6 protein-coding genes are annotated in these 12,726 nt (G+C 35.1%); all 6 read left to right on the top strand.

Translation table 11 applies throughout. The features are described from left to right. Positions 1–23 precede the first annotated feature (23 nt). Entirely contained in the window at positions 24–1,463 is a 1,440-nt protein-coding gene (locus BUE10_RS20405; RefSeq protein WP_073488496.1) for a glycoside hydrolase family 28 protein, read from the top strand. 20 nt (positions 1,464–1,483) lie between these two features. After that, complete coding sequence (locus BUE10_RS20400) at positions 1,484–3,463, top strand: alpha-L-arabinofuranosidase C-terminal domain-containing protein (protein WP_073488481.1); 1,980 nt, start codon at positions 1,484–1,486, stop codon at positions 3,461–3,463. A 24-nt stretch (positions 3,464–3,487) separates the two neighbouring features. Then, positions 3,488–5,959, top strand: a complete 2,472-nt coding sequence (locus BUE10_RS20395; protein ID WP_073488478.1) for a glycoside hydrolase family 95 protein — start codon at positions 3,488–3,490, stop codon at positions 5,957–5,959. 653 nt (positions 5,960–6,612) lie between these two features. Then, positions 6,613–8,331, top strand: coding sequence for a glycoside hydrolase family 43 protein (locus BUE10_RS20390; RefSeq protein ID WP_073488475.1), 1,719 nt, complete (start codon positions 6,613–6,615; stop codon positions 8,329–8,331). A gap of 45 nt (positions 8,332–8,376) precedes the next feature. Beyond that, positions 8,377–10,065, top strand: coding sequence for a sialate O-acetylesterase (locus BUE10_RS20385; RefSeq protein ID WP_083598216.1), 1,689 nt, complete (start codon positions 8,377–8,379; stop codon positions 10,063–10,065). 37 nt (positions 10,066–10,102) lie between these two features. After that, a complete protein-coding gene (gene xyl3A, locus BUE10_RS20380) occupies positions 10,103–12,697 on the top strand; it encodes a xylan 1,4-beta-xylosidase (RefSeq protein WP_073488472.1) in 2,595 nt (864 codons plus the stop codon). The last annotated feature ends 29 nt before the right edge of the window (positions 12,698–12,726 follow it).

Genomic DNA, 12,726 nt, shown 5'->3' with positions numbered 1-12,726 from the left:
AGGTTTTTAATAAATAAAATGAAATGAAAAAGAAATCTATAATTGCGATCCTAATTTTTTGTATTTCCTTCACCGTTGCAGCTCAGAATGTTTATGATGTTAAAAAATACGGAGCAAAAGGAGACGGAAAAACCAATGATGCAGCAGCCATTCAAAAAGCAATTGATGCCTGCAGTAAAACAGGCGGAAGAGTTTTAATTCCGGCACCGTTTACGTTTTTGGCCGGGCCATTTGATGTAAAATCAAAAGTAGAGCTACATATTGAAGCCGGAGCAAAATTGTTAGCAAGTCCAGATGAAAAATTATATACCAAAAGCGCTTTTAGAACCAATCCGGGAGAAGGCACAATTTGGATTGGAGGAGAAAATGTAGAGGATTTTACCATTAGCGGAAGCGGAAAAATTGATGGAAACGGAATTTCGTTTATGGGTGAAGAACTGGAAGATTCCTATGTTTTAAAACCTTTTAATGTACTGGATCCGCGACCACATGTATTGACAATTATTGGAGGAAAAAATATCAGAATCAAAGATGTTCATATCGGAAATTCAGCTTATTGGACAGTTCATTTGGTTGGCTGTAATGATGTTGTAATCAGTGGAATTACTTTATTGAATAGTTTAAAAGTACGTAACAGCGACGGTATAGATTTGGATCATTCTAAAAATGTGAGAATCAGCGATTGTTATATTGAAAGCGGAGACGATTGTATTTGTCTAAAAAACCGAAGAGAATTTGAAGAATTTGGTGCCTGCGAAAACATTACCGTTACCAATTGTACCATGACAAGCAGCAGTTGTGCGATTAAAATTGGTTCAGAAAACATGGATGCGATTAGACAAGTAGTATTCAATAATTGTATTATAAAAAACAGCAATCGTGCCTTAGGAATTCAGAACAGAGATGAAGGAACCGTGAGCGATGTTATTTTCTCTAATATCATTATCGAAAGTAAATTGACGACAGATACTTGGTGGGGAAAAGCAGAGCCAATTTATGTAACGGCTTTCAGCAGAGCAAAAGGGAATCATAAAGATGCCAACTGGCGTTTTCCAAAAGGGGCAACAGAAGGAAAAGTAGGTGAAATAAAAAACATCTATTTCTCTAATATTCAATGTACAGGAGAAAACGGCGTGTTTGTAAGCGGAGAATCCAAAGACAAAATTAAAAATATTGTTTTTGATAATGTAAGTGTTTTTATTGATAAAACTACTTCTTTTCCTGGCGGAGTTTATGACAGACGTCCTTCTAATGTTGAAGGATTTGTAAAAGGAAGCACTTCAGGATTCTATTTTGATTCGGCAGAACGTATTAAAGTGCAGAATTGTACCGTACAATGGGGGAAAAATAAACCAGATTATTTTAAATACGCAGTCGAAAGTAAAAATGTAGACGAATTAATTGTAACAAATTTAGACGGACAATCAGCTTTTCCTGCTAAATTAGAGGCAGTAAAAAAATAATCAGTTTCATTCCAAAAACTATGAAAAATAATAACCTTATAAAGTTTATCATTTGCAATCTGCTGCTAAGCAGTTTTTATGTGAATGCTCAAAAAGCGACTTTAGAAGTTGATGCTGCTAAAACTATTACTAAAATCCAGCCTACCATGTTCGGTTTGTTTTTTGAAGATATCAATTTTGCTGCAGACGGCGGACTATATGCCGAATTGATTAAAAACAGATCTTTTGAATTTGATAAACCTTTGATGGGATGGGAACAGCCAAATACAAAAAGATCTTCTTTGAACAAAGAATCGGGCAGTGCAGCACCAATCAAAATAGCGGCAAACAATACTAATTTTTGCAGAGTTGAAATCAATAATGATAAAGGTTATACTTTAATAAATGAAGGTTTCAGAGGAATGGGAGTGAAGAAAGATGCAAAATACAATCTTTCATTAAAAGCTGCCAATGAAAAAAATGCAATCAAAAAAATCATTTTTCAGTTAATTGATAAAGACCAAAAAGTAATTGGAGAAACGAGCATTGTTCCAAAATCGGATCAATGGACGAATTATACTTCACAAATTACAGCGACTCAAACCGAGGCAAAAGCAAAATTGAAAATAACTTTTGAAGGAACAGGAACTATAGATTTAGATATGATTTCATTGTTTCCTGAAGATACCTGGAAGAACAGAAAAAATGGACTTCGTAAAGATTTGGTTCAGCTTTTATATGATATGAAACCTGGTTTTTTACGTTTTCCTGGCGGCTGTATTGTCGAAGGAAGAACATTGTCAGACCGTTATCAATGGAAAAAATCAGTTGGAAATGTAGAGGAAAGAAAAACGAAGATGAACCGTTGGAATGTAGAATTCAGTCATAAACAAACTCCCGATTATTTTCAAAGTTTTGGATTAGGATTTTTTGAATATTTTCAGCTTTCAGAAGATATTGGTGCAGAACCGCTTCCAATTTTAAGCTGCGGAATGGCTTGTCAGTACAATACCGGAGAATTGGCTCCGATAAACGAACTCGATCCGTATGTTCAGGATGCTTTAGATTTAATTGAATTTGCTAATGGCGCTGTGACTACAACCTGGGGAAAAATCCGTTCGGATATGGGACATCCAAAACTATTTAATCTAAAATATATTGGCGTTGGAAACGAACAATGGGGACCGGATTATATTGACCGATTCAAAGTTTTTGAAAAAGCCATAAAAGCAAAATATCCAAATATCATTATTGTTTCTGGAAGCGGCCCTTCTCCCGCAGGCGAACATTTTGATTTTGCTATGAAAGAACTAAAAAAACTGAATGCAGAATTGGTAGATGAACATTATTATGAAAGCCCAAAATGGTTTAGAGAAAATGCCGGACGTTACGACAATTATGACAGAAAAGGACCTAAAATATTTGCTGGAGAATATGCAGCGCAAAGTGTTTCAGGAGCCAATCCGAATAATAGAAATAATTGGGAATGTGCTTTTTCTGAAGCTGCTTTTATGACTGGATTAGAAAGAAATGCAGAAGTAGTTCAATTAACTTCATATGCACCTTTAATGGCGCACGAAGACGCCTGGCAATGGACACCTGATATGATTTGGTTTAATAATTTAGAATCTCATGGTTCAGCCAATTATTATGTGCAGCAATTATTTTCAACCAATAAAGGAACAGATTTATTGAGTATTACCAAAGACGGAAAAGCTTTAACAGGTCAGAACGATTTATACGCATCGGCAGTAAAAGATATAAACAGCAAAGAAATAATTGTGAAGCTGGTTAATACAGCGTCATCAGCATCAGAAGTGAATATCGATTTAAAAGGAGCAAAATTAGGTTCAAAAGGCACGATTATAAGGCTGGAAAGTCCAAGTACACAAGATGAAAATACTTTTGCAGATCCAAAAAAAATAACTCCAAAACAAAATGAGTACAAAATAACAAAAGGAAAACAGGAATTAAGTCTTCCTGCTTATTCGGTTACCGTTTTAAAACTGAAAATGATTTAAGAATTTATCTAAAATTAAAAATACATGTTGTACAATTCTCTTAAAAAAAGCTTTTTTCTTCTATTTATAATGGCAGGATTTTCTTCCTATTCGCAGGAGGATTTAAAATTGCAATATAACCAACCCGCTGTTGAATGGACAGAAGCTTTACCAATAGGAAACGGTACACTTGGTGCAATGGTTTTTGGAAGAGTAGATTCTGAATTAATTCAGTTGAACGAAGCGACTTTATGGAGCGGAGGCCCTGTGGCGAAAAATGTAAATCCGAATGCTTTTAAAAATCTGGCACTAATTAGAGAAGCACTTACGAATGAAAATTTCGAAAAAGCATATGATTTGACTAAAAATATGCAAGGAGCTTACAGCGAAAGTTTTATGCCGTTGGGAGATCTTGTTTTAAATCAGAATTTTAACGGACAAAAAGCCGATTCTTATAACAGAAGCCTTGATATTGAAACAGGATTAGCAGTAACAAATTTTAAAATTGACGGCGTAAATTATAAAAGAGAAATATTTGCTTCGGCACCTGCACAATGTATTGTAATTAAACTTTCGGCAGATCAGTTAAAGAAACTTTCTGTGACAATTGATGCTTCAAGTCTTTTAAGAAATCAAAAATTAATACAAAATCAAACGCTGGTTTTAAAAGGAAAAGCACCTTCTCACTCAGATCCTAATTATATTGATTACAATAAAGAACCCGTTGTTTATGAAGATGCAGCAGGTTGTAGAGGAATGCGTTTTGAATTAATTATTAAACCAGTTATAAAAGACGGAGAAGTAAGTTCTGATGGAAATAAATTAGTCATTAAAAATGCAAGTGAGATTTTACTTTTCGTTTCGGCTGCAACAAGTTTCAACGGCTTTGATAAATGTCCGGACAGTCAGGGAAAAGACGAGCATAAATTTGCTGAAAGTCCGATTAAAAAAGCTTCTGCTAAAAAATACGATAGTTTATTAAAAGAACATATTGCTGATTTTCAGTATTTCTTTAATAGAGTTTCTTTAAAATTAAATGAAAAAGAAACCAATAAATCCAATCTGCCAACAGATACAAGATTAGAACAATATGCAAAAGGAGAAAAAGATGCCGGACTTGAAGCTTTGTTTTTTCAATACGGACGTTATTTGTTAATTTCTTCCTCTCGAACACACAATACACCGGCCAATTTGCAGGGAATTTGGAACAATAAACTTCGCGCGCCTTGGAGCAGTAACTATACAACAAATATTAATTTACAGATGAATTACTGGCCTGTAGAATCGGGAAGTTTATCTGAATTGTTTTTTCCACTTGACGAATTTATTAAAAATGTTTCTGTAACAGGAGCCGAAACTGCCAAAAGTTATTATCATGCCAACGGATGGGTATTACATCATAATTCGGATATCTGGGCAATGACCAATCCTGTAGGCGATTTAGGAAAAGGCGACCCTATGTGGGCAAATTGGTATATGGGCGCCAACTGGCTGAGCAGGCATTTATGGGAACATTACCAATATACTGGCGATAAGGAATATCTAAAAAAAGTATATCCAATTATAAAAGGAGCGGCAGAATTTAGCTTGGACTGGCTTCAAAAAGATAAGGATGGTTATTTGGTAACCATGCCGTCGACTTCTCCAGAAAATAAATATTATTATGATGGGAAAAAAGAAGGTGTCGTAACGACGGCTTCGACTATGGACATCGGAATCATAAAAGATTTATTTGAAAATACTATAGAAGCCTCCAAAGTACTCAATACCGATTTAGAATTCAGACAAACTGTAAACAAAGCGGCAGATCAATTACTTCCTTTTAAAATTGGAAGCAAAGGACAGCTTCAGGAATGGTATAAAGATTTTGAGGATGAAGATCCGCATCACAGGCATACTTCTCATCTTTATGCTTTACATCCAGCAAATTTAATTTCGCCTTTAAAAACACCAGAACTGGCTGCGGCGGCAAAGAAAACATTAGAATTGCGCGGCGATGACGGAACGGGCTGGAGCCTTGCTTGGAAAGTAAATATGTGGGCGAGACTTTTAGACGGAAATCATGCTTACAAATTATTCAAAAATCAATTGAGATTAACAAAAGATAATAGTACAGAGTACGGTGGGCACGGAGGATGTTATCCAAATCTTTTTGATGCTCATCCGCCTTTTCAGATAGATGGAAATTTTGCCGGAACTGCAGGCGTTATTGAGATGTTAATGCAAAGCCAGAATAATGAAATTCATCTGCTGCCAGCTCTGCCTGATTCATGGGCAGACGGCGAAATTAAAGGCATAACAGCAAAAGGAAATTTTACAGTAGATCTAAAATGGAACGAAGGTAAAATGAGTCAGGCAAAAATTGTGTCTAATAATGGCAGTAAATGTGCAATAAGATCAGCAGAGCCCTTTATAATTAAAAATCTTAATATCAAAAGCGAAAAATCATCTATTGGTTATACCGCAGTATTTGAGACTAAAAAAGGATTATCTTACACCATAATACCTTCAAAATAGGTTTAAAATATTAATCGCAAGATTTCAAAAGAATCATCGGAAAAATAAAATACAACCGATTGTTTTTTTGGGGTTTTTGCTGTACCTTAATGATAATCCCTTCCATCTTATTTTTTAGGTAAATAAAATTTTAAGTTTTTTCTCTAGAAATGCTTAATTTTAGATATAGTTTTGTTTCATTTTTCTGATATTTGGTATTTCTTGCAATGTTTTATTCTTTTGCTAAAATTTATCAAATATCATTTTATATTTGATAATCAACTTTCTTTTTAAAAACTATTTTTTAAATAAAGCTTAATATTTTATGTTTAAAATTTAATTAATAATTTTTTATAGCTATTTTTTTTAGTTATTATTAATAAAAATAACACACAACCGATTGTGTATAATTTGTTTTTCATTATATTTGTTTAAAACACACTTATTGACTAAGCTAGGTTCAAAATCAATTTTATGACTAACTTTTTTGTTTCAGGCAGCTGAAAAGCAGCTTATCAAAATTCGACTGTTAATCAACTTATATAACAAATTTAATTATAGTAATGAGTGTTAATCTTACAGTTACCTTATACTGGTTTTGAGTTAGTTATTTGAAGCCGGGAGGCATTCTCTGGGCTTTTTAATGTTTTTCTTATAAATAAATAGTATAACAAATGATTAAAAGAAATATCTTTTTTTTTACCACAGCAATACTTTTGTTTTTTTTTAATGGAGCAGCTCAGAAAAAAATAGAAGCTAAAAAAACAGCTGTCTTTTCTAATGTTATTTATAGTGGTGATGATTCAATTTATAATGAGAACCCATTAAAACAGGATGAATTTTATACACCAGTCTTACAGGGATGTTATCCTGATCCTGCTATTACAAAAAAAGGCAATGATTATTATATGGCATGTTCTTCATTTGCCATGTTTCCCGGTGTACCCATTTTTCATTCTAAAGATTTAGTAAACTGGACAGATTTGGGCGGTGTTTTAAATAATGTTTCAGAGTTTAATCCGTATGATACCGGAATCAGCGAAGGCGTTTATGCTCCCGGAATTACTTATAATCCGCATAATGATACCTTTTATATGATTGTGACAGCATTTTCCGGCGGACTGGGAAATATTATAGTGAAAACAAAAGATCCTATTAAAGGATGGGGAAGCCCTGTAAAATTAGGCTTTGGCGGAATTGATCCTTCCATATTTTTTGATGACAACGGCAAAGGCTATATTGTTCATAATGATGCGCCGGATAAAGGGAAAGAATTGTACGAAGGGCATCGTGTTATAAAAGTTTGGGAATATGATCTCAATACAGATAAAGTAATTCCCGGCACTGATAAGATTATTGTAGACGGAGGCGTTGACCTTTCTAAAAAACCAATCTGGATTGAAGCGCCGCATTTATATAAAAAAAACGGAAAATATTATTTAATGTGTGCCGAAGGCGGAACAGGGGATAATCACAGCGAAGTTATTTTTATAAGTGATAATCCGAAAGGGCCTTTTAAACCGTCATCAAATAATCCGATACTTACGCAGCGTTATTTTCCAAACGACAGAACCAATAAGGTAGATTGGACGGGTCATGCTGATTTAATACAAGGGCCAGATAATAAATACTATGGCGTTTTTTTAGGCATTCGCCCAAATAATCAAAACAGGGTAAACACAGGAAGAGAAACTTTTATACTGCCTGTAGACTGGTCTGGAGATTTTCCTGTTTTTGAAAACGGATTAATTCCCCTGCAGCCCAAATTAAAAATGCCAGCAGGAGTTACAAATAAAACGGGAAAAGATGGATTTTTTCCTAACGGCAATTTCACGTTTACCGAAAATTTTACCTCTAAAAAATTAGATTACAGATGGATTGGATTAAGAGGTCCGCGCGAAAACTTTATTTCATTGAGTAAAAAAGGCTTAGAAATAACTCCATTTGAAGTAAACATTAAAGAGGTTAAACCAACTTCTACACTTTTTTACAGACAGCAGCACAACACATTTTCATTTACTGCCACAGTTGATTACAAACCGCAGTCAGAAAAGGATTTGGCTGGTATTGTCTGCCTTCAGAATGAACGATCTAATTATGTATTTGGAATCACAAAAAAAGCAAACGATACTTTTATTTTATTAGAAAGAACAGAAAAAGGACAGTCAAAAATTATAGCAAGTGCTAAAATCAAAATAACAAATTCATTACGTCTGCTGGTAAAAGCCAAAGGTGACAGCTATGAATTTAGTTATGCTGCCAACGGCGTTGATTTTGAAAACTTAGGCAGAGCAGTTTCGGGAGATATTCTTTCAACCAATGTCGCCGGAGGTTTTACCGGAGCATTGATAGGTTTATATGCTACGGCTGCTAATGACGCGCATCCGGAATAGTTGTTCATTTTTTAAATCTTCAAACCAAAAACAAATTTGTAAATAATGAAATCAATAAGTAGGTTTTTAAAATTCGTAATTCTTTTTCTACTAGCCCAAAATGGATATTCACAAGATTCAGATTTTCATGTTTATTTGAGTTTAGGACAATCTAATATGGAAGGTTATGCTAAAATTGAACCGCAAGACAAAATAAATGTTAATTCGCGTTTTCAGGTTTTAGCCGCAGTCAACTGTCCTGAAATGGGACGTGAAATGGGAAAATGGTATACAGCAGTTCCGCCTTTGTGCAGATGTACAACCGGACTTACTCCGATAGATTATTTTGGAAGAACGATGGTATCCAATCTTCCGGAGAAAATAAAAATAGGCGTTATAAATGTTGCTGTTGGAGGCTGTAAAATAGAACTTTTTGATAAAAATAATTTCGAAACGTATGTTGCAGGTTCTCCTGACTGGCTAAAAAACATAGTAAAAGAATACGACGGAAATCCATATGCAAGATTAGTAGCAATGGCAAAAATTGCGCAGCAAAAAGGCGTTATAAAAGGCATTTTATTGCATCAGGGAGAGTCGAATACTGGCGATACGCTTTGGCCTAAAAAAGTAAAAATTGTATATGATAATTTAATAAAAGACTTAAATCTCGATCCTAAAAAAGTTCCGTTACTTTCTGGAGAAACTGTAAATGAAGACCAGAACGGTAAATGCGGCAGTATGAATACCATAATTGCAAAACTGCCTCAGGTTATACCAAACTCCTATGTTATTTCTTCAAAAGGATGTAAGGCTGAACCTGATTTTTTACATTTTAATGCTGATGGTTACAGAGAATTGGGCCGACGTTATGCCGAAAAAATGTTGTCGTTATCCGGTTATGCATTGTCTAATGGCAAAGAACCTTTTATAATTCAGGCTCCACTTGGATTTGATGTAGCTGACCCAAATGTTAAACAAGGAAAAATAGAGACCGTAACTTACGAATCTAAAACGGTAGGTTCCGTTAGAAAAGCTACGATTTATACGCCGCCGGGATTCAGCAAAAAGAAAAAATATCCTGTTTTATACCTTTTACACGGAATAGGAGGAGATGAAAAAGAATGGCTGAAGGGAGGAAATCCGCAGGTTATATTAGATAATCTTTACGCCGAAGGAAAAATTGAAGCCATGATTGTTGTGATGCCAAATGGAAGGGCAATGAAAGATGACAGCGCTGCAGGAAATATAATGGATCCGGAAAAGGTAAAAGCTTTCAGCGTTTTTGAACAGGATCTTCTAAAGGATTTAATTCCATTTATTGAAAAAAAATATCCGGTTTTAAAAGACAGGGAAAACCGTGCCATTGCCGGTTTATCGATGGGAGGCGGACAATCTTTGAATTTCGGATTAGGGAATTTAGATAAGTTTGCGTGGGTAGGAGCATTTTCGGCTGCACCAAATACAAAGCTGCCGCAAGAATTACTTCCAAATCCTGAAGAAGCAAAAAAGAAACTCAAACTACTTTGGATTTCATGCGGCGATAAAGACTGGCTTATAGAAAACAGCACCCGTACACACGATTATTTATCAAAAAATAATGTTCCGCATATTTACTACATTGAACCGGGAATACATGATTTTAAAGTCTGGAAAAACGGATTATATATGTTTTCGCAGTTTTTATTTAAGTCTGTCGATCAGTCAAAATTTGCAGCCTATACAATTTTAGGCAATCCGGTGCAGACCAATCCGTAATGCAGTTTAAAAGCTCCCAATCTTTAATCAAAAAAACATGAAAAATAATTATCTATATCTTTTAAGTTTGCTATGTTTTTTCAATTTAAATGCACAGCAATATCCTTATAAAGATCCGTCGCTTAGCTCTAAAAAGCGTGCAGAAGATTTAATTTCCAGATTAACGCTCGAAGAAAAAGCAGCATTAATGTGCGATCAAAGTGATGCTATACCAAGATTAGGAATCAAAAAGTTTAACTGGTGGAGTGAAGCCCTGCACGGTTATGCTAATAATGATAATGTTACTGTTTTTCCTGAACCTATTGGGATGGCGGCTTCGTTTGACGATCAATTGCTTTTTCGTGTATTTGATGCAGTTTCAGATGAAGCCCGTGCAAAATACAACCAATGGATTCAAAACGGAAATGAAAATAAACGCTTTTTAAGTCTTTCAGTCTGGACACCAAATGTCAATATTTTTAGAGACCTGCGCTGGGGACGCGGACAGGAAACGTATGGCGAAGATCCTTATCTTACTTCACGAATGGGAGTTTCGGTTGTAAAAGGACTTCAGGGACCAGCAGATGCAAAATACCGAAAGCTTTTGGCTTGTGCCAAACATTTTGCTGTTCATTCCGGCCCAGAATGGAGCAGACATGAATTGAATTTGAATAATGTAAACCCACGTGAATTACACGAAACGTATCTTCCGGCATTTAAAGCTTTGGTGCAGGAAGCCGATGTTCGACAAGTAATGTGTGCGTATCAGCGATTAGATGATGAACCTTGCTGCAGCAATACCCGATTGTTACAGCAAATTCTTCGCGATGAATGGGGATTTCAATATTTGGTAGTTTCAGATTGCGGCGCAGTTACAGATTTTTATACCACACATAAAGTTTCATCAGATGATGTGCATGCCGCATCAAAAGCAGTATTGGCAGGAACTGATGTTGAATGTGTTTGGGATAAATACTCTTTTAAAAAATTATCCCAAGCCGTTGAAAAAGATTTAATTAAAGAAGAAGAAATCAATAAAAGTCTGCTTCGTGTTTTAATCGGTCGTTTTGATTTGGGCGAAATGGACGATGACTCGATTGTACCCTGGACTAAAATTCCGGCAACTGTGCTTAACAGTAAAGAACATCAGCAGTTAGCGCTGGAAATGGCTCAAAAGTCAATGACGCTTTTACAAAATAAAAACAATATTCTTCCTTTAAATAAAGCCATAAATAAAGTGGCCGTTATTGGGCCAAATGCAGATAATGAACCTATGTTATGGGGAAATTATAACGGAACACCCAATAAAACCATTACCATTAAAAAAGGAATTGAAACAAAACTTACTGAAAACAAAATCCTATACGATAAATCTTGTGATTTAGTCGAGGATAAAGTTACGGATACTTATTTTGATCAATTTTCCTTTGAAGGAAAAAAAGGAATGAAAGCCACTTATTGGAATAATCCTAATAGAGAAGGGAATAGTGTTGTTTCGCAGCAAATTTTAAACCCTGTAAAAATGACCACTGCAGGTCAGCATGAATTTGCCTCGGGAGTTAAACTAGAAGGATTTTCGGCAAAATATGAAACCGAATTTACAGCGAAAGAAACTGAAAATCTTGTTTTTAAAACCGGAGCAACCGGAGCTTTTGAATTATTTGTTGATGGAAAATCGATAGCAAAGTATACCAACTGGCGTACCGTTCCCGGCAAAATCCAGTTTGCAGTTGAAGCCGGAAAAAAATATAAAATCGAAATTCTTTTTGCTCAGTCAAACGATTGGCAGGCGAATTTAGAATTCGATTTTGGAAAAGAGTTTGACATCGATTTCAAAGGTTTAATTCAAAAATTAAAAGGCATTGATACGGTAATTTTTGCAGGCGGGCTTTCGACTTTACTGGAAGGAGAAGAAATGCCTGTTTCCTTTCCCGGTTTTAAAGGCGGCGACCGAACCAATATTGAACTTCCCGCTGTACAGAGAAAATGTTTAAAAGAACTTAAAGCGGCTGGTAAAAAAGTAATTTTTGTAAACTGTTCAGGATCTGCTATTGCTTTAACGCCTGAAACAGAAAGCTGCGACGCAATTATGCAGGCTTGGTATCCGGGAGAATCAGGAGGTCAGGCTGTAGCCGATGTTCTTTTTGGAGATTATAATCCTGCGGGAAAACTGCCCATTTCATTTTATAAAAATTCAGATAAATTAGGCGACTTCGAAGATTATTCGTTGAAAGGAAGAACTTATCGTTATACCACAGATGTTTTGTTTCCGTTTGGTTTTGGTTTAAGCTACTCTAAATTCGAAATTGGAGCAGGAAATTTAAGCAAGAGCAAGATAAAATCTAATGAAGAAACGCAGCTAAAATTTTCAATAAAAAACAGCAGCAAACGCTACGGAACAGAGATTGTTCAGGTTTATGTTCGAAAATTAAATGACACAGACGGGCCGTTAAAAACATTAAAAGCTTTTAAACGAATGGAGCTAAAAGCAGGCGAAAAACAAAATGTAACGATCAATTTACCGGCTTCTTCATTTGAGTTTTATGATACTAAAACCAGAGCAATGAATATCGCTTCCGGAGAATACGAAGTGTATTATGGGAACAGTTCTGATGCTAAAGATTTAAAAATGATAAAAATGGATATTCAATAAACTAAAGATGGCTTTTTAAATTTCTATAT

Source organism: Flavobacterium sp. CF108 (genome assembly GCF_900129795.1).
In the GTDB taxonomy this organism is placed as follows: domain Bacteria; phylum Bacteroidota; class Bacteroidia; order Flavobacteriales; family Flavobacteriaceae; genus Flavobacterium.
Note: the sequence above shows the minus strand (reverse complement) of the source record. Positions and strands in the feature narration are given on the sequence as shown.

What these genes read in the sequence shown, in the direction of transcription:
- xyl3A (WP_073488472.1), top strand. Translation starts at nt 10,103, where the DNA reads ATGAAAAATAATTATCTATATCTTTTAAGTTTGCTATGTTTTTTCAAT.
- BUE10_RS20405 (WP_073488496.1), top strand. Translation starts at nt 24, where the DNA reads ATGAAAAAGAAATCTATAATTGCGATCCTAATTTTTTGTATTTCCTTC.
- BUE10_RS20400 (WP_073488481.1), top strand. Translation starts at nt 1,484, where the DNA reads ATGAAAAATAATAACCTTATAAAGTTTATCATTTGCAATCTGCTGCTA.
- BUE10_RS20390 (WP_073488475.1), top strand. Translation starts at nt 6,613, where the DNA reads ATGATTAAAAGAAATATCTTTTTTTTTACCACAGCAATACTTTTGTTT.
- BUE10_RS20395 (WP_073488478.1), top strand. Translation starts at nt 3,488, where the DNA reads ATGTTGTACAATTCTCTTAAAAAAAGCTTTTTTCTTCTATTTATAATG.
- BUE10_RS20385 (WP_083598216.1), top strand. Translation starts at nt 8,377, where the DNA reads ATGAAATCAATAAGTAGGTTTTTAAAATTCGTAATTCTTTTTCTACTA.